Here is a 24,657-nt window from a genome sequence, read left to right as displayed (position 1 = left end):
GGCATCAATCAAGCGCGGTGGTGAATCATTACGCTGAGCGTAACGTTCACTGCTCGCGAAGAGGCCAGCCAAAGCGGCGCAAAAGCTGTATCAGCCCGCCGATGATCGTTCCCACGCTCTGCGTGGTAATGCCTCAACGGACGCTCTGCGTTCGGCTTTTGGGACGCGGAGCGTCCCGGGCTGCATTCCTTTGCTGCGCGTGGGAACGATCAACCGTGACCAATCGATCAGTCAGTCGGCACCAACCTATCCAACAAACGGTTAACAGCCATCTCCGCCACCATCACCACCTGCGCAATACCCTGCACAGTCTTGCGGTGCGTACCCTCCACCATTGCCGCATGGTTGTTGAGCATCACCGTAGCCGAGCCGAGGGTTTCACTGGCGTCCGCCAGCAGGGATTCGGTGTCGGCATTGGGATTGGCCATGTACAGCGTGTTGGGGGTGTAAGGCGTGGCCATCAGGTCGGCGTTGGTCGGGCCGAGGTAATGGTCGAGGGCGCGCTCGGCGGCTTCGTGGAATTTCTTCGAATCGGGGGATTCGTAGGGGGATGCCGGGTCGGTGACCGGCGGGTTTGGCGTTACTTTGAACATTTACCAGATCCTCATTTGGGCTAGCCACCGCTTCTCTACTAAAAGAAGTGGAGGCAGCTGTGCGCAGGTTAGTAGACCGGGGATCTGGGAAACCGGCGCGCCCGAAGGCGCCCTGCGCACAACCACCATAAAGTGCAGGTATGGAGTACCTGACTGTCTGATGAGCTATACGCCCCAAATATGACGGGCTACTAAACCCGATCACTGGAAATCAGTGACGGAATCAAGTTACGCAGCATGCCGAGGGCGCACAAGCCGGCGGATTCTGGTGCATGCGTAGGCAGCGGCGCAAGGATTTGTAGGCTAGGGAGCCGTAACACCGGGTGTCTTTAAACAACGCGACTGGAAGGCGTTTATTACGCACGGAGATTGAGGATTTGTCTGTCGGATTGAGGTGTGGCGACTGGCGCTTTCGCGAGCAGGCTCGCTCCCACAGGGGGACTGTGTCCTGTCCAAAATCTGTGTTCACTGAAGATCAACTGTGGGAGCGAGCTTGCTCGCGAAGAGGCCAGCCGAAGCAGCGCAAGTTTTGGATCAGCCCGCCAATGATCGTTCCCACGCTCTGCGTGGGAATGCCTCAACGGACGCTCTGCGTTCGGCTTTTGGGACGCGGAGCGTCCCGGGCTGCATTCCCACGCGGAGCGTGGGAACGATCAGTGGGCTAGCCCAGCATCCACCAACAACTTCTCCAGCCCAAGCAAGTCAGGCACCTTCGCCACTTGCTCCCCGACCTGCACCGCCGCCTGCTCCAGCGCACACAACGGCACATCGACATAACTCAACTGACTGTCGAGCTTGTACGACCGCGGAATCCCCTGCACCAGCAGGGCAATGAACTTCAACTCCGGCAACCCGCCCAGCGCATTCAAAATCACGATCCGCGCGCGCTCGCCAATAACGATTTTCTGCCCGCACGCCGACTCGAAACTCAGCAACGGAATCTGCCTCTCACGCCACTTCACCCGCCCCAGATACCACGGCGGCGTATCCAGATCGAAGGCACTGGCCTGATAGTCGATCAGCTCGGCCACGGCGACGTTAGGCAGGATCAGATTGCGATCCGCCAGCGGCAGCAGCAACCCGGTGAGTTGGCTGCTGCGCTGATTATGCCGGCGCTCATGCATGTTTCTTGCTCCACTGGGCAATGCTTTCAAGCAGCACCGACTCTTGATACGGCTTGCCGAGGTAGTCGTTGACGCCGATGGCCATGGCGCGGTCGCGGTGTTTCTGCCCGGTGCGTGAGGTGATCATGATGATCGGCAGGTGTTGCAGGCGTTCGTCGTTGCGCACCTGGGTGGCGACTTCGAAGCCGTCCATGCGCGGCATTTCGATGTCGAGCAGCATCAGGTCGGGCATGTGTTCTTCGAGCAGCAGCATGGCGTCGACACCGTCCTTGGCGGTCAGCACGTTCATGCCGTGGCGTTCGAGCAAGCGGCTGGTGACCTTGCGCACGGTGACCGAGTCGTCGACCACCATCACCAGCAGCGGTTTGTGCGGTTCGCTGTCGATTTCCGGCAGCGTCGGCGGCTGTGCAACTCGCGCCTGCATTGCGCGGATTGGTGCGAGCAAATCGAGAATCAGCACCACCCGGCCATCGCCAAGAATCGTCGCCCCGGACACGCCCTGTACCGCCGCGAATTGCGCACCGAGGCTCTTGACCACGATCTCGCGGGTGCCGGCCATGGTATCGACCAGCACCGCGATGCGTCGGTCGTTGTAATGCACCAGCAGCACCGGTAACGGCAGGTTCTGGCCGAGCAATTTCGGCCGTGGCGCGGTTTTCAGCAGTTCGCCGAGGTAGCACAGTTCGTAGGTCTGGCCGCCGTACTGATAACGCGGCGGATCAACGCGGAAGTGAGCTTCCAGATCATTCGGCAACACGCGAACGATGCCTTCGATGGTGTTCAGCGGAATCGCATATTGATCCTCGCCACACTGCACCATCAACGCGCGGTTGACCGACACGGTGAACGGCAGACGAATGCGGAAATGCACGCCCTGCCCCGGCACCGAATCAATGCTCATGCTGCCGCCGAGTTGCCGCACCTCTTCATGCACCACGTCCATGCCGACGCCGCGCCCGGAAATCTGCGTTATCTTTTCCGCCGTGGAAAACCCTGGCTGGAGGATGAACTGCAACACGTCGCGGTCGCTGATCTCGGCTTCCGGCGCGAGCATGCCGCGCTTGATCGCCTTCTTGCGCACCGCTTCCAGTGGCACCCCGGCGCCGTCATCGCGAATGTCGAAAACAATGTCGCCGCCCTCGCGGGACAGGTCGAGGCTGATCTGCCCTTGCGCCGGTTTACCCGCCGCCAGCCGCACTTCGGCGGACTCCAGACCATGATCGACGGCATTGCGCAGCATGTGTTCCAGCGGCGCGGCCATGCGTTCGAGCACGTTGCGGTCCATCTCGCCTTCGGCGTTGCCGACGACAAACGCGACGTCTTTGTTCAGTTCTTCGGCGACCTGGCGGACGATGCGTTTCAAACGCGGCAACATGCGCTCGAACGGCACCATGCGCGTGCGCATCAGGCCTTCCTGCAATTCGGTGTTGATGCGGCCCTGTTGCTGCAACAGGTTCTCCGCGTCGTGATTACGGCGGTCGAGGGTTTCCTTGAGGTCGAGCAAGTCAGAGGCTGATTCGAACAACGCCCGCGACAGTTGCTGCAACTGCGAATGGCGGTCCATTTCCAGCGGGTCGAATTCCTCGTAGCCGAGACGTTCGGCATCGACTTGCTGGCGACTGAGAATCCGCCCCTGGGTTTCGGTATCGAGCCGGCGCAACTGGTCACGCATGCGTTCGATGGTGGTTTCCATCTCGTTCAGGGCGATCTGCGCGTCGTTGACCTGCTGTTCGATACGGCCCCGGAAGATCGAGGTTTCCCCGGCCAGATTGACCAACTCGTCGAGCAGTTCGGCGGAGACTTTGACCATGTCCGCGCCAGCCTCGGCTGCCGGCGGTGCAGGTTCGGTCTTGGCGGGCAGCGGCAACGTTGGCGGTGTTTCGACCGTTACCGGATGACTGAAATTCTGGATCGCGTTGATCAGCCGATCGGCCGGTGGACACGGCTGCCCGGCGCGCACGCCATCAAGCATTTGCGCCAAGCGATCATGCCCACGCTGCACCAGCGCAAACAGCTCCGCCGATGGCTGCAACGCGCCGCTGGAAAGACTTTCGTAAAGGTATTCCAGCTCATGGGCGAGGTCGCCGATCGGGCCGATCTCGACCATCCGCGCGCCGCCCTTGAGGGTGTGCAGATCGCGCAGCAGGGTTTCCACTTCCTGACGATTGCCCGGCTCGGCCTGCCAGCGCAGCAGTGCGGCGCCGGAGTTTTCGATGATGTCGAAACCTTCTTCGAGGAAGATTTCCAGCAGCTCCGGGTCGTGGCCGGCGCTGTCGTGATCGGTTATTGCTGGCGGCGTTTCGGCAACGTTTTGGCCTTGGCGGACCTGTCGGATCGTTTCGATCAGATCCTGTGCCGGCGTCAGTGGCTGATGGTTTTGCAGTTGATCAAGCATCAACGCCAAGCGGTCATGACTCTTGAGCAGCAAGCGCCCCAGGCTTTCGCTGTAGTGGTAGCGACGATCGACCAGTCCTTCGTAAAGGCTTTCCAGCTCTTGAGCCAGATCGCCGATGGCCTCGACTTCGGCCATCCGCGCGCCGCCCTTGAGCGTGTGCAAATCCCGTTGCAGCGAGGACAGTGGCGCAACGTTGTCGGGGTCACTCAGCCAGCGCTGCAAGGCTTGGCCGGCGCTGTCGAGAATGTCGACCGCCTCTTCAAGAAAGATCTCGACGATCTCATCATCGGGTTCAAGCGCCGTTGCCTTTTGCTGCAACTCTGCGGTGGCGCTGCCCAGTTCACGGATACTCAAAGTACGGCTGCCATCGCTGCGAATCAAGCCCATCGACGACGGGTCAAGACTCTCATCGAGCAGGTCATGCAAGGCACGAATTCGTTCCGGCTGCGGCGTGACTTCCTGGCCGGCCGCCAGTTCGTCGAGCATGTTGATCAGTGCTTCGTGGGCGTTTTGCGCTTCCTGGAAAAACCGCTCGCTGACCGCCAGGCTGCTTTCTTCCACCGCGCCATAGAGGTCGAGCAAGGCTTCACACAGCACGTCGACCGGCAGCAGGTCGGCCATGTGCGCGCCTTCGCCGAGGGTGGTCAGCTCATCCAGCAACGCACTGAGTTCCTGACGCTCGCCGGGATGTTGCTGCCAGCGCTGCAAGAGATTTTCCGCGTCAAGGAGGATGTCCATGCCCTGGGCGAGGAAGTTGTTGATCAGTTGCGGGTCGCGCTTGATCCGCAGGCCGGTGTGCGGCGCATCGAGGATCGACGCCAGGCGCTCGGTGAGCAAGGTTTCCGAGCGTTTGATCAGCGACTGCGCGCCGACAATCGGCGCCAGCGGATCATGCTTGAGCTGACGCAGACCGACGCGGAACAGGCCCTCGGCTTCAAGTAGCAACTCCACTTCGTCGAGGTCCAGCGGCAACTGGTGCGCCTTGAACTCGCGGGCCAGTTGATCGAGCGGTGCAGCGAGTTCGGCAATCGGCAATACGCCAGCCATCGACGCGCTGCCCTTGAGCGTGTGCAGGGCGCGCTGCAATTCATCGCTGGCCTGCAACGGCACATGCTCGGCGGCTTGATCGAGGAAACGGTTGAGGCTGGCGAGGTGGGTTTCGGCTTCTTTGCGGAAGATTTCCAGCAACAGCGGATCCAGCGCCGCGACATCGTCGACGTCTTCGGCAGCCAGCGGCTCGTCACCCTTGGCCAGGGCGTGGGCACGGGCCGCGAGTTGATCGACATCGCTGCGTTGCCGCTGGCTGTTCGTGGCGAATTCGCTGATCAACTCGGGCAGCAACAGCACGGTGTCGGTCAGCACTTGCTGCACCACCGAGCCCGGTTCGACGCTTTGTTCGAGCACACGGTTGAGCAGGTTTTCCACCGACCACGCCAGCTCGCCGAGAATCAGCGCGCGGACCATGCGCCCGCTGCCCTTCAAGGTGTGAAAGGCGCGACGCAGCTCGGTCAGCGCATCGCGGTCCTGCGAATTGGCGATCCAGCGCGGCAAGTATTCGTGGAGGACTTCGAGGACTTCATCGGTCTCTTCGAGGAACACTTCGCGCAGTTCATCGTCGACCGGTTCTTCATCGGCCGGTGGCGGCATCAGGCTGCCGGGTGTAATCAGTGCAGGCGGGTTAAGCGCTGAAACCGGGCTGGCCAGAACGTCGGCCAGCGACTGCACGATTTCCGGGTCGTCGAGCGCCTGCATGTCCTGCATCACCAGCGCTTCGCTGGGGCTGAGCACGTCGTCGAGCACGGGCACATGCGGCTCATTTGGAAAGAAACCGAGGCTGGCGAGGGACTTCTGCGCGACGTCCAGCAATTGTTCGCCCGCTGCCTGTGGGTCGTCGCTCAAGCGTTCGAGGTAATACTCGAGGCTGCTGATGACATCGGCCAGATGATCCAGTTGCTCCCAGCCCGGCTCGTGCGGGTCGAGCAGCAAATGTTCGCGGATAAAACCGTTGCAGGCTTCGACCAGACTCGCCGCCCGGCTGAGCGGAATCATCGCCAGCGCACCGCGCACCTGAGTCAGCAGCGCCGGCAACGGTTGCAGGTGCTGGCGATCCCAATCGGCGTCGATGTAGTCGACGATCATGTCCTTGGCCTGTTGCAGGCAGATGCGCGCTTCCTTGATGACGATCTGGTGAATCTGCGTCAGGTCGGTGGTCGGCAGGCGCGCATCTTCCGGGCTTTCCGGCTCGACGGTGCCGACCATCCCGGCCAGCGTCGCTTCGACGTAGAGCAAGGCGCCGGCGACGTCCATCAGGATCGCGTCGTTCGGTTCACGCTGGCCTTGGGCGAGACTGAGCACCACGGCCAGTTGATCAATGATCACTTTGCGCGGCTGACCGAAACCGAGCACCGCGAGGGTGTCGGCGATCTGCCGCAGCGGTGCGAGCAAACTCTCCAGATCCGAGGTGTGCTGGCGGTCGCTGCGCACGAACAGGTCGAGGCGTTCCTTGACCCGCACCAGCTCTTCACACAGCGCCGCCAGCACCGAGCGCATCGCATCGCGGTCGGGGCCGGCCAGGCGCGCGCGTTCTTCGTCGACCATCGCGCTGTCGGGCAACGCGTCGTCCAGCGAGTAGCGATCTTTCATGGTCAGCATCTGCCCGGTGGGATGTTCGGCTTTGGCAATATAGAACAACAGGCTTTTCAGCAGCTCCGGCGGTGGCGGCTGGTTGAGGCCGGCCATGCCTTGGTCGAGCAGACGCTTGAGCTCTTTGTCGGCGTCCTTGAACAGGCTGCGCAGCGCCGGACTGTTGGCAATCACGCCTTCGCGCATGCCTTCGACCAGCGCCGAAGCGACTTGCCACAACGGGCTCAGCGGCGAATCACCGCTCAGTGCTTCGAGGCGGGTGAAGACTTTCGCCAGATAATCGAGGTGCGTCTGGTCGTCCTGCTCGCGCAGTAAACCGACCAAGGCCATTTGCAGCATCTGGCGTAATTTGCGCAGGACGTTGGGCAGTTCCGCCGGCTCGAGCAGCGCCAGTTCATCGGCGCTCAAGGGCGGTAGTTCGGGCAATTGCGGGCTGAACAGGCTGGTTTCCGAGAGCAGGCTTTCGCCCCGGGCACTGCGCAGATCGTTGATCAGCGGCAGCACCACCAACGGCAAATCACGCCGGGCGCTCTGCACGCGATCGAGGTAGATCGGCAATTGCCCAAGGGCTTGCAGCAACAGGTGCAGCGCTTCGTCGCGGTGGCTGACGCGCTCGTGCTGCAAGGCTTCGACCAGATGCTCCATTTCCTCGGCGAGCAGGGCTGCGCCGTAGAATTCGACCATCTGCAAACTGCCGTGGACCTGATGGATGTAATCGTGGCACTCGTCCAGCCCGGGGAAGGCCTGCGGATCTTCGAGCACGGCTTCAATCGCCTGATGCGCCTGTCTCAGCGTTTCGGCAATTTCGCCTTTGACCCATTCGAGGGCCACGTAGTCATGCCGGTCACCCATAACCGCTCCGATCACACTTTTTCCGCCGCCGGCAAGGTGAAGCCGGACACCGAACGGCGCAACTGACTGGCCATTTTCGCCAGGTTACCGATGCTCTCCGCAGTGGCCGTGGAGCCGGACGAGGTCTGCGAAGTAATCTGCTGGATCACGTTCATCGTCAGCGAGATCTGCCCGGCTGACGAGGTCTGCTGCTGCGCCGCGTTGGAGATGCTTTGAATCAGCGCCGCAAGGGTCTTCGACACGCCTTCGATTTCTTCCAGGGCCACACCGGCATCCTGCGCCAGTCGCGCGCCGCGCACCACTTCGGTGGTGGTTTGCTCCATCGAGATGACGGCTTCGTTGGTGTCAGTCTGAATCGCCCGCACCAGGGTTTCGATCTGCCGGGTAGCGGCGGACGAACGTTCGGCCAGACGCTGCACTTCGTCGGCGACCACCGCAAAACCGCGTCCGGCATCACCGGCCATCGACGCCTGAATCGCCGCGTTGAGGGCGAGGATGTTGGTCTGGTCAGCGATGTCGTCGATCAGGCTGACGATGTCGCCGATTTCCTGCGACGACTCGCCGAGACGCTTGATGCGTTTGGCGGTGTCCTGAATCTGTTCGCGAATGTTGTCCATGCCGTGGATGGTGTTGTGCACCACCTCGTTGCCCTTGTTGGCAATTTCCACGGAGCGCTCGGCTACCGCTGAAGACTCGGCAGCGTTGGCCGAGACCTGATCGATGGATTCGGCCATGTCGCTGATCGCTGTCGAGGCTTCAGAAATCTGCTGGGCCTGATGCTCCGAGGCCTGCGCCAGGTGCATGGCGGTGGCCTGGGTTTCCTGCACCGCAGCGGCGACCTGGCCGGCGGTGAGGTTGATCGTCGCGACCAGATCGCGCAGTTGGTCGACGGAGTAGTTGATCGAATCGGCGATGGTGCCGGTAAAGTCTTCGGTTACGGAGGCGGTCACGGTGAGGTCACCGTCGGCGAGGTCTTCGATTTCATCGAGCAGACGCATGATCGCGTTCTGGTTGCGCTCGTTCTTTTCGGCGGTTTCACGCAACTGGCGATTGGTTTCGCGGACCATGACCATGCCGATGAGGATAATCGAAGCCAGCGCCAGCAAACCGAGGACGTAGCCGCCGATGGTGTCGGTGTTGCGTCCGCCGGCAAGGTTCTCGAAACCGGTCGCCAGGTGCGAGGCTTCGTCGAGCAGGGTTTGCGAGAGGCTGAAGATGTTGCTCGCCGATTCGCGGACTTTGAACAGCTCCGGCGAGGTTTCGAGGATTTCATCGACGGAGCCGGAAACGAACTGGAACAGCTCGGAGATCTCGCTCAAACGAGCACGGGCATCACGGTCTTCAACCTGGCTGATTTTCAGCGTCGGATTGCCTTGCAGCATACCGTTGAGCACTTGGCCGAAACGCGTGGCATCGCGGCCAAAGGCGTCGGCGGCTTGCTGCGAGTTTTCGTCGCCGGCAAGCACGGTGTTGACCGCGCCGAGGATGCGTTCGGCGAGCAGCGACTGACGTTGGGCCATGGCCACTTGCGCCGCCGGGGCACCGCGCTGGAGGAGGATTTCGACGACTTTTTCGTATTCGATCTGCAACTGCGGCACGGTTTCAGCCAGGGTCGCGGCGACCTGATGCAGTGACAGCACGGTCTGTTCGCTGGAAAGAATCGCGTCGGTGTTTTTCAGCAGACGTTCCCAGTCGAGCTGCACGGCGCGCATTTCCGGGCGCACGGTGGCAGGTGCTGGCGGCAGGCCGGTGGCCGGATCGCCCTTCTTCAGGTAACCCCAGCGCTGGGCGAAATCGTTGCGCGCATCGCTGAGCAGCTTGAACGCGGCAGCCTTGCCGGCGGCGGCTTCGGTGGCGTTCTTGGCGATGCGTTGCGAGAGCACGCGCAGTTCACCGGCGTGGCCGATGTACTGTTTGTCGTAGTTCGCCTGGGTGTTGAGGTAAGCGAAGTTGGCGAACAGCAGCATGATGAACACGATCAGTGCGATGAACAGCACGATGATCTGCGAGCGACTGCGCGAGCCTTCCGCCGGCTTGCCTGTTTTTGCTTTTGTCATCGGTCCTCGCCCTTAACCCACACCTTTGAGGCCTGCTGCAATCCCTGTGGGAGCGAGCTTGCTCGCGAAAGCGCTGGGTCAGCCGATATTTGTTTCGCCTGACACGCCCTCTTCGCGAGCAAGCTCGCTCCCACAGGGGATGGTATTGAATCTGTTATATCGCGACGCTCATGAACACCGGAGATTTGGCCAGGGCAAACAGGCTGAACACCCGCCAGTTCTGCTCACGCCGGAAATAGCCTTTGACGAACTCGGCCTTGGAACCCTGGCGCTTGCTGATCGAGATCGGTTCGAAGCTGTTCTGCTCAAAGTGCTGCAAGCCAATCACCTCATCGACCATCAACCCGGCAAACACGTCCCCATGCTCAACCACCAACACCCGTCGCTGTTTACGCAGCGGCGACAGCTCATGCCCGAAGAAACCGCACAGATCCATGATCGGCAGCAGCCGCCCGCGCAGGTTAGCCACGCCTTTGACCCACGGCTTGACCCCGGGCAACTGGGTGAAACGCGGCTCATGCAGCACTTCGCTGACTTCGCCCATCGGCGCCACATACCAATGCTCGCCAAGGCGAAAGCCGATGCCGCTCCAGCGATCCTGGCGCGCCGGTTGCGACGGCAGGTCTGCCGCCAGCAAGCGGCAGCGCTGGTCGATTTGCCAGAGCAGTTCGAACGCGGTCAGCGATTCGCTCATGGTCGCGCGATCAGCCTTTGAGCACGTTGTTCAGGGTCTTGATCAAGGTGTCTTCGTCGACCGGTTTGGTCAGGTAGTCCTTGGCGCCCTGACGGGTGCCCCAGACCTTGTCGGTTTCCTGATCCTTGGTGGTGATGATGATCACCGGGATGTGGCTGGTGTCGGCATCCTTGGTCAACTGGCGGGTCGCCTGAAACCCGTTGAGGCCGGGCATGACGATGTCCATCAGCACCGCGTCGGGTTTTTCCTGACGGGCCAGGGCCACGCCGTCGGCACCGTTTTCCGCTTTGAGCACTTCATGGCCGTGCTTTTCGAGCATGCCGGTGAGTTTGTACATTTCAGTCGGCGAATCATCGACGATCAGGATACGTGCCATGGTTTTCCCCATTTTTCTTGTCGACCCCCGACCCGCTGGCCGAGCGTCACTGTACGTGTCTTACTGCGGCAAAACGGCGGCGAAGCCCGGTACGTGGGCCTGGATCGCGTTGAGCAGTTCTTCCTTGCTGAAAGGCTTGGTCAAAAATTGATCGGAACCGACAATCCGCCCCTTGGCCTTGTCGAACAGCCCGTCACGCGATGACAGCATGATCACCGGCGTGGCCTTGAACGCACTGTTGTTCTTGATTAAAGCGCAGGTCTGATAACCATCCAGACGCGGCATCATGATGTCGACAAAAATGATCCCGGGATGGTTGTCGGCGATCTTCGCCAGGGCGTCGAAACCGTCGATCGCCGTGATCACTTCGCACCCGACATTTTTCAACAATGTTTCGGCGGTGCGACGAATCGTTTTCGAGTCGTCGATCACCATGACCTTCAAGGCGCTGGACTGCTGTTCCATAAGAGGGCTCTACCGTCGCCTTTGCGAATCAATTTGTCCGTTTTGCGGTTATGAATGGCTCGAAACCCTTGATGTTCAAGGGCCAGCACGCTACGCCAGTCTTTTTAGCACAGTCTCCAGATGCAATCTATCGACGGGTTTTTCCTTGACCGAAAACCCGCCCGGCGCCACTCTGGCGGCACTTTTTCAATACCGATCCGGTAGCCAATTTTCGAGGAAAACCCAATGAGCGTTCGCGTCGGGATTGTCATGGACCCTATCGCCAGCATCTCCTATAAAAAGGATAGCTCGCTGGCCATGCTGCTGGCCGCGCAGAAGCGCGGCTGGGAACTGTTCTATATGGAACAGCGCGACCTGTATCAGGGTGAAGGTCAGGCGCGGGCGCGCATGAAGCCGCTGAAAGTCTTCGCCAACCCGGAAAAATGGTTCGAACTGGACGCCGAACAGGACAACCTGCTCAGCGATCTGGACGTGATCCTGATGCGCAAGGATCCGCCGTTCGACATGGAGTTCGTCTACTCCACCTACCTGCTCGAACAGGCCGAAACCGCTGGCGTACTGGTGGTGAACAAGCCGCAGAGCCTGCGCGACTGCAATGAAAAGCTGTTCGCCACGCTGTTCCCGCAGTGCACGCCGCCAACCGTGGTCAGCCGCCGCGCCGACGTGCTGCGTGAATTCGCCGCCAAGCACGGCGACGTGATCCTCAAGCCGCTGGACGGCATGGGCGGTACTTCGATTTTCCGTCACCGCGCGGGCGATCCGAACCTGTCGGTGATTCTGGAAACCCTGACCGCCCTCGGTGGCCAGCAGATCATGGGCCAGGCTTACCTGCCGGCAATCAAGGACGGCGACAAACGCATCCTGATGATCGACGGCGAGCCGGTGGATTACTGCCTGGCGCGGATTCCGGCGCAGGGCGAAACCCGTGGCAACCTCGCCGCCGGTGGCCGTGGTGAAGCGCGCCCGCTGACCGACAAGGATCGCTGGATCGCCGCACAAGTCGGCCCGACCTTGCGTGAGAAAGGCCTGCTGTTCGTCGGTCTCGACGTGATCGGTGAAAGCCTCACTGAAATCAACGTCACCAGCCCGACCTGCATCCGTGAAATCGACAATGCTTTCGGCACCGATATCGGCGGCATGTTGATGGACGCGATCGAGAAGAAGCTGCAAGCCGCCGGCAAAAAGCCACAAGCTTGATGCACGTCACATGCAGTCTGTCGCTTGAAGCGTGAAGCCCAAGGCGTGAAACCAACATTGCGTTATCATGCGCAGCCTCTGAAAAACGCGATGTTGGTTTTCTTGTCATGACCCTCCCGTCCGATCTGCCCGCAGAACTCGCCCACCGTGGCGTGCGCCCGGCCGATCGCCTCGGATTTACCCTGTTTCTCGCGGCGCTGATTCATTTGGCGCTGCTGCTCGGCGTCGGTTTCACCATGGTCGAGCCCAAGCAGATCAGCAAAACCCTGGAAATCACCCTCGCCACCTTCAAGAGCGAAAAGAAGCCGGAGAAGGCTGACTTTCTCGCCCAAGAGCATCAGGAAGGCAGCGGCACGCTGGACAAGAAGGCGATCCCGAAAACCACTGAAGTGGCGCCGTTCCAGGACAATCAGGTCAAGAAAGTCACCCCGCCACCGGCCGCTAAGCCGCAAGTGCAGGAGGCCGCGCCCAAGGCTGCGGTGACCACCGTCGCGCCGAAGCCGAAAAAGGCACCGACCAAGAAAGAAGAAAGCAAAACCGAAGTCAAACCGACAGTCGACGCCCCAGAATTCGACAGCTCGCAGCTGTCCAGCGACATCGCCAGCCTCGAAGCCGAACTGGCCAAGGAGCAACAGCTGTACGCCAAGCGCCCACGCATCCACCGCTTGAGCGCGGCGTCGACCATGCGCGACAAGGGCGCCTGGTACAAGGACGACTGGCGCAAGAAGGTCGAGCGCATCGGCAACCTCAATTACCCCGAAGAAGCCCGGCGCAAGCAGATCTACGGCAATTTGCGCCTGATGGTCTCGATCAACCGCGACGGTTCGCTGTATGAAGTGCTGGTGCTGGAGTCGTCCGGCCAGCCGCTGCTGGATCAGGCGGCGCAGCGCATTGTCCGACTGGCGGCACCGTTTGCGCCGTTTACCGGGGACTTGTCGGACATCGACCGTCTGGAAATCATCCGCACCTGGAAATTTGCCCGAGGCGACAAGCTCTCGAGCAACTGACACACCACACAACCCTTGTGGGAGCGACGGTGCGACGATTCGACTTGCTCGCGAAGAGGCCGGCACATGCACCATTGATGTTGCCTGACCTGACGCCCTCGCGAGCAAGTCGAATCGTCGCACCGTCGCTCCCACATTTGATCTGCGTTGTTCTCTGATCCTCAGCTTGTCAGTTTGCCCCTTCGACGCCACACTAGCGCACATGAAAAACGTCAGCCCCAGCTACCTCAAGCATCAATTCCTGATCGCCATGCCCCACATGGCCGACCCGAACTTTGCCCACACCTTGACCTACATCGTCGAGCACACGGCCAATGGTGCGATGGGGATCGTGGTCAACCGGCCGCAAGAGCTGAATCTGGCCGACATCCTTGAGCAATTACGTCCGGACATCGATCCGCCAGCACTCTGCCAGCATGTGCCGATCTTCATTGGCGGCCCGGTGCAGACCGATCGCGGTTTTGTTCTGCACCCGGCGGGCAAGACCTTCCAGGCCACCGCGCAACTGGACGGCGATCTCTCGCTGTCGACTTCGCAGGATGTGCTGTTCGCCATCGCTGACGGCGTCGGCCCGGCGAAAAGCCTGATTGCCCTCGGTTACGCCGGTTGGGAAGCCGGGCAACTGGAAGCGGAACTCGCCGACAACGCCTGGCTGAACTGCCCGTACGACGCCGACATCCTCTTCAACACCAGCAGCGAACTGCGTCTGGAAGCGGCGGCCAAGCATCTGGGGATCAACCTCAGCCTGCTGACCAGCCAGGCAGGTCACGCCTGATGGCCCTGCGCCTGATTCTCGGCTTCGACTACGGCACCAAACAGATCGGCGTCGCGGTCGGCCAGGTGATTACCGGCCAGGCCCGCGAGCTGTGCACCTTGAAGGCACAGAACGGCGTTCCCGACTGGAACCAGGTCGAAGCCCTTATAAAGGAATGGAAACCTGACGCCGTCGTCGTTGGCCTGCCGCTGAACATGGACGGCACGCCGAGCGACATGTGCGTACGTGCGGAAAAATTCGCCCGGCGCCTCAATGGCCGCTTCAACCTGCCCTTCTATACCCATGACGAGCGCCTGACCACGTTCGAGGCCAAAGGCGAGCGCCTGGCCCGTGGCGGTCAGAAAGGCAGTTACCGCGACAACCCGGTGGACGCCATCGCCGCCGCTCTGCTGTTGCAGGGCTGGCTCGATGAAAACACTGCATTGTTTGAATCCTGACAAGCGCTTCGGCGCTTTTCTTTTGAGTGAAAAACCGAGCCGCGTCCAAGGACCCGGCTCGCCCCAACAAGGAGCAACCATGAGCCTGCCAAATCCCGCCGATCTGATCAGCCAGATGGCGACCCGCCTCAAGGCGCACCTTGCCCAGCGTGACATCACTGAACCGCGTTACATCGGCATTCGCACTGGCGGCATCTGGGTCGCGCAGGCCTTGCTCAAGGAACTGGGCAGCGACGCGCCACTGGGCACGCTGGATGTGTCCTTCTACCGCGACGACTTCAGCCAGAACGGCCTGCACCCGCAAGTGCGCCCGTCCGCCCTGCCCTTCGAGATCGAAGGCCAGCATCTGGTGCTGATCGATGACGTGCTGATGAGCGGCCGCACCATCCGCGCCGCCATGAACGAATTGTTCGACTACGGCCGCCCGGCCAGCGTGACCCTGGTCTGCCTGCTGGACCTGGACGCCGGCGAGCTGCCGATCCGCCCCAACGTGGTTGGCGCGACCTTGTCGTTGGCCGCCCACGAACGGGTCAAGCTGTCCGGCCCCGAGCCGCTGACGCTCGAACTGCAAGATTTCAACCTTTAATCCGCCCTATTGAGAGTCCCCTTCGCGATGACGCCTCTAGATACCAAGCGCCCGCTGCAGCTCAATGATCAGGGCCAGCTGCGCCACTTCCTCTCGCTCGACGGCCTGCGCCGCGAGTTGCTGACGGAAATCCTCGACACTGCCGACTCGTTCCTCGAAGTCGGTGCCCGGGCGGTGAAGAAAGTCCCGTTACTGCGCGGCAAGACCGTGTGCAACGTGTTCTTCGAAAACTCCACGCGCACCCGCACCACCTTCGAACTGGCAGCCCAGCGGCTGTCGGCAGACGTAATTACCCTGAACGTGTCGACCTCGTCGGCAAGCAAGGGCGAAACCCTGCTCGACACCCTGCGCAACCTCGAAGCCATGGCTGCCGACATGTTCGTCGTGCGCCACGGTGATTCCGGCGCCGCGCACTTCATCGCCGAGCATGTCTGCCCGCAAGTGGCGATCATCAACGGCGGCGATGGCCGTCACGCGCACCCGACGCAGGGCATGCTCGACATGCTCACCATCCGTCGGCACAAGGGCGGCTTCGAAAACCTCTCGGTGGCCATCGTCGGCGACATCCTGCACTCGCGGGTCGCACGTTCGAACATGCTCGCGCTGAAAACCCTCGGTTGCCCGGACATCCGTGTGATCGCGCCGAAAACCCTGCTGCCGATCGGCATCGAACAATACGGCGTGAAGGTTTACACCGACATGACCGAAGGCCTGAAAGACGTCGACGTGGTGATCATGTTGCGCCTGCAGCGTGAACGCATGACCGGCGGCCTGCTGCCGAGCGAAGGCGAGTTCTACCGCCTGTTCGGCCTGACCACCGCGCGCTTGGCCGGGGCCAAACCGGATTGCATCGTCATGCACCCGGGGCCGATCAACCGTGGCGTGGAAATCGAGTCAGCAGTGGCCGACGGCCCGCACTCGGTGATCCTCAATCAGGTGACCTATGGCATCGCGATTCGTATGGCCGTGCTGTCCATGGCCATGAGCGGGCAAACCGCGCAGCGTCAATTCGAGCAGGAGAACGCCCAGTGAAGCTCAGCATTCTCGGCGCACGCGTCATCGACCCAAGCAGCGGCCTGGATCAAATCACCGACATTCATGTTGAAGCCTGCAAGATCGTCGCCCTCGGCGCGGCCCCGGCCGGTTTCACGGCAGTAGAAACCATCGACGCCCAAGGCCTTGTCGCTGCTCCGGGCCTCGTCGACCTCAACGTTGCCCTGCGCGAGCCGGGTTACAGCCGTAAAGGCTCGATCATCAGCGAAACCCGCGCGGCCGCCGCCGGTGGCGTGACCAGCCTGTGCTGCCCGCCGAAAACCAAACCGGTGCTCGACACCTCCGCCGTGGCCGAGCTGATCCTCGACCGCGCCCGCGAGGCCGGCAACACCAAGGTGTTCCCGATCGGCGCGCTGAGCAAAGGTCTGGACGGCGAGCAACTGGCTGAGCTGGTGGCGCTGCGCGACGCTGGTTGTGTGGCGTTCGGCAATGGTCTGGAGAGTTTCCGCAACACCCGCACTTTGTGCCGGGCGCTGGAATATGCGGCGACCTTCGACCTGACGGTGATTTTCAACTCCCAGGATCATGATCTGGCTGAGGGTGGTTTGGCTCACGAAGGCGCGGTGGCCAGTTTCCTCGGTTTGCCGGGGATTCCGGAAACCGCTGAAACCGTGGCCCTTGCCCGCGACCTGTTGCTGGTCGAGCAGACCGGCGTGCGCGCGCACTTCAGCCAGCTGACCAGCGCTCGCGGCGTTGCCCTGATCGCTCAGGCGCAGGCCCGTGGCTTGAAGGTGACGGCGGATGTCGCGTTGTATCAACTGATTCTGACCGATGAAGCGCTGATCGACTTCAGCAGCCTGTACCACGTGCAACCGCCGCTGCGCACCCGTGCGGACCGCGATGGTTTGCGTGAAGCGGTGAAGTCCGGTGTGGTCTCGGCGATCTCCAGCCATCACCAGCCGCACGAACGTGACGCCAAACTGGCACCGTTCGGCGCGACCGAACCGGGCATCAGCAGTGTTGAACTGTTGCTGCCGTTGGCGATGACATTGGTTGAGGATGGTTTGCTCGACCTGCCGACCTTGCTGGCGCGCCTGAGCGCTGGCCCGGCTGAAGCACTGCGTCTGCCGGCCGGCAAACTGGCGGTGGGCGGTGCGGCGGATATCGTGCTGTTCGATCCGCAGGCTTCGACGGTGGCCGGTGAAAACTGGCTGTCGAAGGGTGAGAACTGCCCGTTCATTGGGCACACTTTACCGGGTGTGGTTCGCTACACGCTGGTGGACGGGCGGATCAGTCACCAGGCTTGATACCGGGTTGCCCCCAATCGCTGGCAAGCCAGCTCCCACAAGGTCTTGCGCTATCTTTGGGTTAGCGCAAAAACCTGTGGGAGCTGGCTTGCCAGCGATGGCTTACTGGAAGGCGCCTCTGCCCTCGGCGTTGCGCACGGACACCTGATCATTCAGCGTCCAGAAGTCATACAGCACGCCCAAAAAGAACAACCCGCCCGTCAGCAGATAGATCAGTCCGCTGATCCACTTGCCCTGATACATCCGGTGCACACCGAGCGCGCCAAGGAACGTCAGCAGAATCCACGCCACGTTGTATTCGATCGGCCCTGCGGTAAAACGCAGATCCGCCTCGCGGTCCATCGCCGGGATCAGGAACAGGTCGATCAGCCAGCCGATGCCGAGCAAACCGAAGGTGAAGAACCAGATCGTCCCGGTCACCGGTTTACCGTAATAAAAGCGGTGAGCGCCGGTAAAACCGAAAATCCACAGCAGATAGCCGATCACCTTGCTGTGCGTATCCTGGGGTTGTGCAACCTGCTGATAGCGGTTCATGGATGACCTCATTTGCTTCGATAGATAAATTTTTTCTGACTTTCTGTGACTTTTTTGTGTCGAGCCGACAAGTGGCTCTTCACTGTTACACCCTGCGCAAAGCCTTATTACAGCGGACTTCTGTCCGACAATCGCGTCAATCTGCCGCTTATTTGGTTCCGTTGCCCGCCAGTTGAATCGACCAACGGACTCAGAAGGGACAAAAAAGCTGTTATAAAGTTGCGCGCTATCACTGAAGAGCCACGCCTAATGCGACCATTTTTCAAGACATGGCTAACCATCTGCCTATTAATGCCACTGGCCGCCCACGCCACCAATCGTGAGCAACGTCTTCCTAACGTTAACGGCTTTACCCCTAAATCCCATGCTTCGGCTCCTTCGAGCAAAAGCAGCAAAAGCAAAACCACCACGCTGAGCAGCAAGAGCCACAGCAAGCTGGTGCCACCGATGGCGAGCAAGGAAAGCAGCAACGTGCTGAGCCGTGCGGTGAACGTCCTCGGTACGCCTTATCGTTGGGGCGGCAGCAGCCCAAGTAAAGGCTTCGACTGCAGCGGCCTGGTGAAATACGCGTTCAACGACGCGACGTTCGACCTGCCACGCACCTCCAACGCCATGGCCAGCGGTCACGGTGAGAAAGTCGAGCGCAAGGATCTGAAGCCGGGCGACCTGATTTTCTTCAACATCAAGAGCCGTCGGGTCAACCACGTTGCCATCTACCTGGGCAACGACCGCTTCATCCACGCACCGCGTCGTGGTAAAGCGGTGAGCATCGATACGCTGAACAAGCCGTATTGGGAACAGCATTACGTGGTTGCCAAGCGGGTGTTGCCGAAAGAACAGAGCCAGATGCGCGTGGTTCAGCGCTAATACCATACCGATCATTCCCACGCTCCGCGTGGGAATGCCTCAATGGACGCTCCGCGTCCGCTTCGGCAGGGACGCAGAGCGTCCCGGGCTGCATTCCCACGCAGAGCGTGGGAACGATCACTCCCTCAGAAATTATCCGGCGTACGCGCCTTCTCCCGCGCATGCTCGCGGCTGATCAAGCCCTTGGTCACCAGATCCTTCAGGCACATGTCCAGTGTCTGCATCCCCAACGACCCGCCGGTCTGAATCGCCGAATACATCTGCGCCACCTTGTCCTCGCGGATCAGGTTACGGATCGCCGACGTCCCCAGCATGATCTCGTGCGCCGCCACCCGCCCGCCGCCGATCTTCTTGATCAGCGTCTGCGAAACCACCGCCAGCAACGACTCCGACAGCATCGAACGGACCATCGACTTCTCGTCACCGGGGAACACGTCCACCACCCGGTCGATGGTTTTCGCCGCTGAGGTAGTGTGCAGCGTGCCGAACACCAAGTGCCCGGTCTCGGCAGCGGTCAGCGCCAGGCGAATGGTTTCCAGATCGCGCATCTCGCCGACCAGAATCACGTCCGGATCTTCACGCAACGCTGAACGCAAGGCCGTGGCGAAACTGCGGGTATCACGATGGACTTCACGCTGATTGATCAGGCATTTGCGCGACTCGTGAACGAATTCGATCGGATCTTCAATGGTCAGGATGTGGTGATGGCGGTGGGTATTGAGGTAATCGATCATCGCCGCCAGCGTGGTCGACTTGCCCGAACCGGTCGGCCCGGTGACCAGCACCAGCCCGCGCGGCGCATCGGTGATCTTGCGGAAGACGTCGCCCATGCCGAGGTCTTCCATGCTCAGCACCTTCGACGGAATGGTGCGGAACACCGCTCCCGCGCCACGGTTCTGGTTAAACGCGTTAACCCTGAACCGCGCGACACCCGGCACTTCGAAGGAAAAGTCGGTTTCCAGATGTTTCTCGAAGTCGACCCGCTGGGTGTCGTTCATGATGTCGTAGATCAATTCGTGCACTTGTTTGTGATCCAGCGCCGGCAGATTGATCCGCCGCACATCGCCATCGACCCGGATCATCGGCGGCAGACCGGCCGACAGGTGCAGGTCGGAAGCTCCCTGTTTGGCGCTGAAGGCCAGCAGTTCAGTGATATCCATAGCGCTCCTCAATTCCAGTAGAATGCCGCGAACCTTCAGACCGCCGGCGCCTCTTGATGTCCACGATAGCAGACAACATTCTTCAGGTTGGTTCGCGCATCCAGACCGCGACCCAAGCCGCACACCGTCCTGAAAACAGCGTCCAGTTGCTCGCCGTGAGCAAGACCAAACCCGCCCAGGCCCTGCGCGAAGCGTATGCCGCCGGCCTGCGGGATTTCGGCGAGAACTACCTGCAGGAAGCCTTGGGCAAACAGCTCGAACTGGCTGACCTGCCCTTGATCTGGCACTTCATCGGCCCCATTCAGTCGAACAAGACTCGCGCCATCGCCGAGCATTTCGACTGGGTGCACTCCGTGGATCGCCTGAAAATCGCTCAACGTCTGTCCGAACAACGCCCGGCCGAGCTGCCGCCGCTGAACATCTGCATTCAGGTCAACGTCAGCGGTGAGGCCAGCAAATCTGGCTGCACCCCGGCCGATCTGCCGGCATTGGCCGCGGCCATCAACGCGTTGCCGCGTCTGAAGCTGCGCGGCTTGATGGCAATTCCCGAGCCGACCGACGATCGCGCCGAGCAAGACGCGGCCTTCGCCGCGGTGCAGAAATTGCAGGCCGGCCTCGATCTGCCGCTCGACACACTGTCCATGGGCATGAGCCACGACCTCGAGTCGGCCATTGCCCAAGGCGCCACCTGGGTGCGTATCGGTACGGCCCTGTTTGGCGCCCGCGATTATTCCCAGTCTTGAACGTTTCCAGATAAGGACCACACATGAGCAACACACGTATTGCGTTTATCGGTGCGGGCAACATGGCGGCCAGTTTGATCGGCGGCCTGCGCGCCAAAGGTCTGGAAGCTGCACACATCCGTGCCAGCGATCCGGGCGAAGAAACCCGCGCCAAAGTCAGCGCCGAACACGGCATCGAAACCTTTGCCGATAACGCCCAGGCCATCGACGGCGTCGATGTGATCGTACTGGCAGTCAAGCCGCAGGCGATGAAAGCCGTGTGCGAGGCGATTCGCCCAAGCCTGAAAGCCAATCAACTGGTGGTCTCCATTGCCGCCGGCATCACCTGCGCGAGCATGACCGCCTGGCTCGGCGAGCAGCCGATCGTGCGCTGCATGCCGAACACCCCGGCACTGCTGCGTCAGGGCGTCAGCGGCTTGTACGCGACCAGTGAAGTGACTGGCGAACAGCGTCAGCAAGCCGAAGAGCTGCTGTCCGCCGTCGGCATTGCCCTGTGGCTCAACGAAGAGCAGCAACTGGACGCGGTGACCGCTGTGTCCGGCTCCGGCCCGGCGTACTTCTTTCTGCTGATCGAAGCCATGACCGCCGCCGGCGTCAAACTCGGCCTGCCGAAAGACATCGCTGAACAGCTGACCCTGCAAACCGCGCTCGGTGCCGCGCACATGGCCGTCTCCAGCGATGTCGACGCTGCCGAACTGCGTCGCCGCGTGACCTCGCCAAACGGCACCACGGAAGCTGCAATCAAATCATTCCAGGCCAATGGCTTTGAAGCCCTGGTCGAAACCGCACTCGGCGCCGCCGCGCACCGCTCGGCCGAAATGGCCGAACAACTGGGCAAATAAGGAGCCTTACATGATTGGATTGAACACCGCAGCGGTTTACGTGCTGCAAACCCTCGGCAGCCTGTACCTGCTGATCGTGCTGCTGCGCTTCGTCCTGCAACTGGTACGGGCAAACTTCTACAACCCGCTGTGCCAGTTTATCGTCAAAGCGACCCAGCCGCTGCTCAAGCCACTGCGTCGGATCATCCCGAGCCTGTTCGGCCTCGACATGTCGTCGCTGGTGCTGGCGATTCTGGTGCAACTGGCGCTGATAGCGCTGACCCTGCTGCTGACTTACGGCACCACTGGCAACCCGCTGCAACTGTTTATCTGGTCGCTGATCGGCGTGACCGCGCTGTTCCTGAAGATTTTCTTCTTCGCCCTGATCATCAGCGTGATTCTGTCGTGGGTCGCACCGGGCAGCCACAATCCGGGTGCTGAGCTGGTCAACCAGATCTGCGAGCCGGCCCTGGCACCGTTCCGCCGCTTCCTGCCTAATCTCGGCGGCCTGGATCTGTCGCCGATCTTCGCCTTCCTCGCGCTCAAGCTGATCGACATGCTGGTGATCAATAATCTGGCGGCGATGACGATGATGCCGGAAATCCTCCGTCTGCTGATGTGAGCTGGTTTCGTTGGGACGGTGACGACTTGATCCTCGAGTGTCACCTGCAACCGGCAGCCCGTAGCGATGACTTCGCCGGGCTGCACGGCGATCGTCTTAAGATTCGCCTGACTGCGCCGCCGGTCGAGGGCAAGGCCAATGCTTATCTGATGGGTTTTCTGGCCAAGGCGTTTGGGGTTTCCAAGAGCCAGGTCAGTTTGCTCAGTGGCGAGTTGAACCGGCAGAAGCGAGTGAAGATCTGCTCGCCGAAGAAGTTGCCGGACTTGCCGGGGTTGGTTGGGCGCTTGTCTTGAGATTGGCGGCGTCTGTGCCCCTCACCCCAGCCCTCTCCCCCTGGAGAGGGAGCCGATCCAGGGTGTTTTCAAAACTTGAGTTCGACTCGATATCCCACGTCGGCGTATCTCGAACATCCATCCCAGTCAGTCCCCTCTTCCTCCGGGAGAGGGAGCCGATTTGGGTGGTTTTCAAAACCTGAGTTCAACTCGATAGCTCAGGTCGGCGTAGCTCGAAAGAACACCTCGGTCGGTCCCCTCTACCTCTGGGAGAGGGCTAGGGTGAGGGCCGCTTGCCGCTAACCCCCCCGGTCTTTAGACTTACGCCTCATTTCAACGAGAGCAGGGTCGATGCCAACTGCCTTTCCCCCCGATTCTGTTGGTCTGGTGACGCCGCAAACCGCGCACTTCAGCGTTCCGCTGGCGCTGGCCTGTGGTCGTTCGCTGGCCGCCTATGACCTGATCTACGAAACCTACGGCACGCTGAACGCGCAAGCGAGCAACGCCGTGCTGATTTGCCACGCCTTGTCCGGCCACCATCACGCCGCCGGTTATCACAGCGTCGACGACCGCAAGCCCGGTTGGTGGGACAGCTGCATCGGCCCCGGCAAACCGATCGACACCAATAAATTCTTCGTGGTCAGCCTGAATAATCTCGGCGGCTGCAACGGCTCCACCGGCCCGAGCAGCATCAACCCGGAGACCGGAAAACCGTTCGGTGCCGACTTCCCGGTACTCACCGTGGAAGACTGGGTGCACAGTCAGGCGCGTCTCGCTGACCTGCTCGGCATCGGCCAGTGGGCGGCGGTGATCGGCGGCAGCCTCGGCGGCATGCAGGCGCTGCAATGGACCATCACTTATCCGGATCGCGTGCGTCATTGCCTGGCCATCGCCTCGGCACCGAAGCTGTCGGCGCAGAACATCGCCTTCAACGAAGTCGCGCGTCAGGCGATCCTCACGGATCCGGAATTCCACGGCGGCTCGTTCCAGGAAGCTGGCGTGATCCCCAAGCGCGGCTTGATGCTGGCACGGATGGTCGGGCACATCACTTACCTGTCCGACGATTCGATGGGCGAGAAATTCGGCCGTGGCCTGAAGAGCGAAAAGCTCAACTACGACTTCCACAGTGTCGAGTTCCAGGTCGAAAGCTACCTGCGTTATCAGGGCGAAGAGTTCTCCGGACGCTTCGACGCCAACACCTATCTGTTGATGACCAAGGCGCTGGACTACTTCGATCCGGCGGCGAACTTCGACGATAACCTGGCGAAAACCTTCGAGAACGCCACGGCCAAGTTCTGCGTAATGTCGTTCACCACCGACTGGCGCTTCTCCCCGGCCCGCTCGCGCGAGCTGGTGGATGCCTTGATGGCGGCGCGCAAAGACGTCAGCTATCTGGAAATCGACGCACCGCAGGGCCACGACGCCTTCCTGATTCCGATCCCGCGCTACTTGCAGGCGTTCGGCAATTACATGAACCGCATCACGCTGTGAGAAAGCCATGAGAGCTGATCTGGAAATCATCCAGGAATGGATCCCCGCCGGCAGCCGCGTCCTCGACCTCGGTTGCGGCGACGGCGAGTTGCTGACCTGGCTGCGCGACAACAAGAATGTCACCGGTTATGGCCTGGAAAACGACGCCGAGAACATTGCCGAGTGCGTGGCCAAGGGCATCAACGTCATCGAGCAGGATCTGGACAAGGGGCTGGGCAATTTCGCCAGCAACAGTTTCGACATCGTCGTCATGACCCAGGCCCTGCAAGCCGTGCACTACCCGGACAAGATCCTCGACGAAATGCTCCGCGTCGGTCGTCAGTGCATCATCACTTTCCCGAATTTCGGTCACTGGCGCTGCCGCTGGTACCTAGCGAGTAAGGGCCGCATGCCGGTCTCCGAGTTCCTGCCGTACACCTGGTACAACACGCCGAACATCCACTTCTGCACCTTCGAAGACTTTGAAGAACTTTGCCGCGAACGTGATGCGAAGGTCATTGATCGGCTTGCCGTGGATCAACAGCACCGTCACGGGTGGGCCAGTAAGCTATGGCCTAATCTGTTAGGTGAGATCGGTATCTACCGCGTCAGCAGCCCGCAGCTTGCAGACCACAAAGTCGCGGTCTGAATCCCGGCATTTCGAGGA

The 24,657-nt window shown here is 61.1% G+C and carries 23 protein-coding genes; 14 read left to right on the top strand and 9 right to left on the bottom strand.

Features of this window, described 5'->3' with window-relative positions; all coding sequences use genetic code 11:
• Positions 1–227: 227 nt before the first annotated feature.
• The 7 genes from WA225_RS26535 to pilG all read right to left on the bottom strand — a co-directional run bounded on the left by WA225_RS26535 (position 228) and on the right by pilG (position 11,199).
• Positions 228–593 (bottom strand): DUF6124 family protein, encoded by a 366-nt coding sequence (locus WA225_RS26535; protein ID WP_422610255.1) that lies wholly within the window; start codon positions 591–593, stop codon positions 228–230.
• A gap of 653 nt (positions 594–1,246) precedes the next feature.
• Positions 1,247–1,717 carry a chemotaxis protein CheW gene (locus tag WA225_RS26530; RefSeq protein WP_422610254.1) on the bottom strand — a complete coding sequence of 157 codons (471 nt, stop codon included), beginning with the start codon at positions 1,715–1,717 and terminating at the stop codon, positions 1,247–1,249.
• The gene (locus WA225_RS26525; protein ID WP_422610253.1) at positions 1,710–7,607 is read right to left on the bottom strand and encodes an Hpt domain-containing protein; all 5,898 of its coding nucleotides are present in this window, start codon (positions 7,605–7,607) and stop codon (positions 1,710–1,712) included. The genes WA225_RS26530 and WA225_RS26525 overlap by 8 nt, the downstream gene beginning before the upstream one ends.
• A gap of 11 nt (positions 7,608–7,618) precedes the next feature.
• Positions 7,619–9,664: a methyl-accepting chemotaxis protein gene (locus WA225_RS26520; protein ID WP_242207794.1), complete on the bottom strand. Its 2,046-nt coding sequence runs from the start codon at positions 9,662–9,664 to the stop codon at positions 7,619–7,621.
• Between the two features lie 154 nt (positions 9,665–9,818).
• Positions 9,819–10,358, bottom strand: a complete 540-nt coding sequence (locus tag WA225_RS26515; RefSeq protein ID WP_422610252.1) for a chemotaxis protein CheW — start codon at positions 10,356–10,358, stop codon at positions 9,819–9,821.
• Between the two features lie 10 nt (positions 10,359–10,368).
• Positions 10,369–10,734, bottom strand: coding sequence for a twitching motility response regulator PilH (pilH, locus tag WA225_RS26510; RefSeq protein WP_007913674.1), 366 nt, complete (start codon positions 10,732–10,734; stop codon positions 10,369–10,371).
• 60 nt (positions 10,735–10,794) lie between these two features.
• The gene (gene pilG, locus WA225_RS26505) at positions 10,795–11,199 is read right to left on the bottom strand and encodes a twitching motility response regulator PilG (RefSeq protein WP_007913673.1); all 405 of its coding nucleotides are present in this window, start codon (positions 11,197–11,199) and stop codon (positions 10,795–10,797) included.
• A 225-nt stretch (positions 11,200–11,424) separates the two neighbouring features.
• Here pilG and gshB point away from each other — a divergent pair, with 225 nt between their 5' ends.
• From gshB to WA225_RS26470, 7 genes are all read left to right on the top strand, one after another.
• Positions 11,425–12,396 (top strand): glutathione synthase, encoded by a 972-nt coding sequence (gene gshB / locus WA225_RS26500; protein ID WP_422610251.1) that lies wholly within the window; start codon positions 11,425–11,427, stop codon positions 12,394–12,396.
• Between the two features lie 107 nt (positions 12,397–12,503).
• Positions 12,504–13,403 (top strand): energy transducer TonB, encoded by a 900-nt coding sequence (locus tag WA225_RS26495; RefSeq protein ID WP_422610250.1) that lies wholly within the window; start codon positions 12,504–12,506, stop codon positions 13,401–13,403.
• Between the two features lie 202 nt (positions 13,404–13,605).
• A complete protein-coding gene (locus WA225_RS26490) occupies positions 13,606–14,178 on the top strand; it encodes a YqgE/AlgH family protein (RefSeq protein WP_422610249.1) in 573 nt (190 codons plus the stop codon).
• Positions 14,178–14,615, top strand: coding sequence for a Holliday junction resolvase RuvX (gene ruvX / locus WA225_RS26485; RefSeq protein ID WP_064589634.1), 438 nt, complete (start codon positions 14,178–14,180; stop codon positions 14,613–14,615). The genes WA225_RS26490 and ruvX overlap by 1 nt, the downstream gene beginning before the upstream one ends.
• 79 nt (positions 14,616–14,694) lie before the next feature.
• Positions 14,695–15,201: a bifunctional pyr operon transcriptional regulator/uracil phosphoribosyltransferase PyrR gene (gene pyrR / locus WA225_RS26480; RefSeq protein WP_064116261.1), complete on the top strand. Its 507-nt coding sequence runs from the start codon at positions 14,695–14,697 to the stop codon at positions 15,199–15,201.
• 27 nt (positions 15,202–15,228) lie between these two features.
• Positions 15,229–16,233, top strand: coding sequence for an aspartate carbamoyltransferase catalytic subunit (locus WA225_RS26475; protein ID WP_007913665.1), 1,005 nt, complete (start codon positions 15,229–15,231; stop codon positions 16,231–16,233).
• On the top strand, positions 16,230–17,501 hold the full coding sequence (locus tag WA225_RS26470; protein ID WP_110718025.1) for a dihydroorotase: 1,272 nt from the start codon (positions 16,230–16,232) through the stop codon (positions 17,499–17,501). Before WA225_RS26475 ends, WA225_RS26470 begins: the two co-directional genes overlap by 4 nt.
• 102 nt (positions 17,502–17,603) lie before the next feature.
• Here WA225_RS26470 and WA225_RS26465 read toward each other — a convergent pair whose 3' ends face one another.
• Positions 17,604–18,035: an NINE protein gene (locus tag WA225_RS26465; RefSeq protein WP_064116263.1), complete on the bottom strand. Its 432-nt coding sequence runs from the start codon at positions 18,033–18,035 to the stop codon at positions 17,604–17,606.
• A 249-nt stretch (positions 18,036–18,284) separates the two neighbouring features.
• Here WA225_RS26465 and WA225_RS26460 point away from each other — a divergent pair, with 249 nt between their 5' ends.
• Positions 18,285–18,902 (top strand): C40 family peptidase, encoded by a 618-nt coding sequence (locus WA225_RS26460; protein ID WP_242207790.1) that lies wholly within the window; start codon positions 18,285–18,287, stop codon positions 18,900–18,902.
• A gap of 125 nt (positions 18,903–19,027) precedes the next feature.
• Here the strand turns inward: WA225_RS26460 and WA225_RS26455 are convergent, their stop codons facing one another.
• Positions 19,028–20,062, bottom strand: a complete 1,035-nt coding sequence (locus WA225_RS26455) for a type IV pilus twitching motility protein PilT (RefSeq protein WP_422610248.1) — start codon at positions 20,060–20,062, stop codon at positions 19,028–19,030.
• A gap of 56 nt (positions 20,063–20,118) precedes the next feature.
• Between WA225_RS26455 and WA225_RS26450 the strand changes: the two genes are divergently transcribed.
• From WA225_RS26450 to metW, 6 genes are all read left to right on the top strand, one after another.
• Positions 20,119–20,805, top strand: coding sequence for a YggS family pyridoxal phosphate-dependent enzyme (locus WA225_RS26450; RefSeq protein WP_422610247.1), 687 nt, complete (start codon positions 20,119–20,121; stop codon positions 20,803–20,805).
• Between the two features lie 23 nt (positions 20,806–20,828).
• Positions 20,829–21,647, top strand: a complete 819-nt coding sequence (gene proC / locus WA225_RS26445) for a pyrroline-5-carboxylate reductase (RefSeq protein WP_422610246.1) — start codon at positions 20,829–20,831, stop codon at positions 21,645–21,647.
• A 10-nt stretch (positions 21,648–21,657) separates the two neighbouring features.
• Positions 21,658–22,248 (top strand): YggT family protein, encoded by a 591-nt coding sequence (locus WA225_RS26440; protein WP_422610245.1) that lies wholly within the window; start codon positions 21,658–21,660, stop codon positions 22,246–22,248.
• Positions 22,245–22,541 (top strand): DUF167 domain-containing protein, encoded by a 297-nt coding sequence (locus tag WA225_RS26435; RefSeq protein ID WP_007913642.1) that lies wholly within the window; start codon positions 22,245–22,247, stop codon positions 22,539–22,541. The genes WA225_RS26440 and WA225_RS26435 overlap by 4 nt, the downstream gene beginning before the upstream one ends.
• A 330-nt stretch (positions 22,542–22,871) precedes the next feature.
• Positions 22,872–24,011 carry a homoserine O-succinyltransferase MetX gene (gene metX, locus WA225_RS26430; RefSeq protein WP_016983244.1) on the top strand — a complete coding sequence of 380 codons (1,140 nt, stop codon included), beginning with the start codon at positions 22,872–22,874 and terminating at the stop codon, positions 24,009–24,011.
• A gap of 7 nt (positions 24,012–24,018) precedes the next feature.
• On the top strand, positions 24,019–24,639 hold the full coding sequence (gene metW, locus WA225_RS26425) for a methionine biosynthesis protein MetW (RefSeq protein WP_034153662.1): 621 nt from the start codon (positions 24,019–24,021) through the stop codon (positions 24,637–24,639).
• The last annotated feature ends 18 nt before the right edge of the window (positions 24,640–24,657 follow it).

This window comes from Pseudomonas sp. (genome assembly GCF_049300855.1).
GTDB lineage: Bacteria > Pseudomonadota > Gammaproteobacteria > Pseudomonadales > Pseudomonadaceae > Aquipseudomonas.
This window is presented reverse-complemented; position numbering and strand designations above follow the sequence as displayed.

Excerpts from the sequence above, each read along its gene's own strand:
- WA225_RS26535 (WP_422610255.1), bottom strand. The coding sequence starts at position 593 with ATGTTCAAAGTAACGCCAAACCCGCCGGTCACCGACCCGGCATCCCCC.
- WA225_RS26530 (WP_422610254.1), bottom strand. The coding sequence starts at position 1,717 with ATGCATGAGCGCCGGCATAATCAGCGCAGCAGCCAACTCACCGGGTTG.
- WA225_RS26525 (WP_422610253.1), bottom strand. The coding sequence starts at position 7,607 with ATGGGTGACCGGCATGACTACGTGGCCCTCGAATGGGTCAAAGGCGAA.
- WA225_RS26520 (WP_242207794.1), bottom strand. The coding sequence starts at position 9,664 with ATGACAAAAGCAAAAACAGGCAAGCCGGCGGAAGGCTCGCGCAGTCGC.
- WA225_RS26515 (WP_422610252.1), bottom strand. The coding sequence starts at position 10,358 with ATGAGCGAATCGCTGACCGCGTTCGAACTGCTCTGGCAAATCGACCAG.
- pilH (WP_007913674.1), bottom strand. The coding sequence starts at position 10,734 with ATGGCACGTATCCTGATCGTCGATGATTCGCCGACTGAAATGTACAAA.
- pilG (WP_007913673.1), bottom strand. The coding sequence starts at position 11,199 with ATGGAACAGCAGTCCAGCGCCTTGAAGGTCATGGTGATCGACGACTCG.
- gshB (WP_422610251.1), top strand. The coding sequence starts at position 11,425 with ATGAGCGTTCGCGTCGGGATTGTCATGGACCCTATCGCCAGCATCTCC.
- WA225_RS26495 (WP_422610250.1), top strand. The coding sequence starts at position 12,504 with ATGACCCTCCCGTCCGATCTGCCCGCAGAACTCGCCCACCGTGGCGTG.
- WA225_RS26490 (WP_422610249.1), top strand. The coding sequence starts at position 13,606 with ATGAAAAACGTCAGCCCCAGCTACCTCAAGCATCAATTCCTGATCGCC.
- ruvX (WP_064589634.1), top strand. The coding sequence starts at position 14,178 with ATGGCCCTGCGCCTGATTCTCGGCTTCGACTACGGCACCAAACAGATC.
- pyrR (WP_064116261.1), top strand. The coding sequence starts at position 14,695 with ATGAGCCTGCCAAATCCCGCCGATCTGATCAGCCAGATGGCGACCCGC.
- WA225_RS26475 (WP_007913665.1), top strand. The coding sequence starts at position 15,229 with ATGACGCCTCTAGATACCAAGCGCCCGCTGCAGCTCAATGATCAGGGC.
- WA225_RS26465 (WP_064116263.1), bottom strand. The coding sequence starts at position 18,035 with ATGAACCGCTATCAGCAGGTTGCACAACCCCAGGATACGCACAGCAAG.
- WA225_RS26460 (WP_242207790.1), top strand. The coding sequence starts at position 18,285 with ATGCGACCATTTTTCAAGACATGGCTAACCATCTGCCTATTAATGCCA.
- WA225_RS26455 (WP_422610248.1), bottom strand. The coding sequence starts at position 20,062 with ATGGATATCACTGAACTGCTGGCCTTCAGCGCCAAACAGGGAGCTTCC.
- WA225_RS26450 (WP_422610247.1), top strand. The coding sequence starts at position 20,119 with ATGTCCACGATAGCAGACAACATTCTTCAGGTTGGTTCGCGCATCCAG.
- proC (WP_422610246.1), top strand. The coding sequence starts at position 20,829 with ATGAGCAACACACGTATTGCGTTTATCGGTGCGGGCAACATGGCGGCC.
- WA225_RS26440 (WP_422610245.1), top strand. The coding sequence starts at position 21,658 with ATGATTGGATTGAACACCGCAGCGGTTTACGTGCTGCAAACCCTCGGC.
- metX (WP_016983244.1), top strand. The coding sequence starts at position 22,872 with ATGCCAACTGCCTTTCCCCCCGATTCTGTTGGTCTGGTGACGCCGCAA.
- metW (WP_034153662.1), top strand. The coding sequence starts at position 24,019 with ATGAGAGCTGATCTGGAAATCATCCAGGAATGGATCCCCGCCGGCAGC.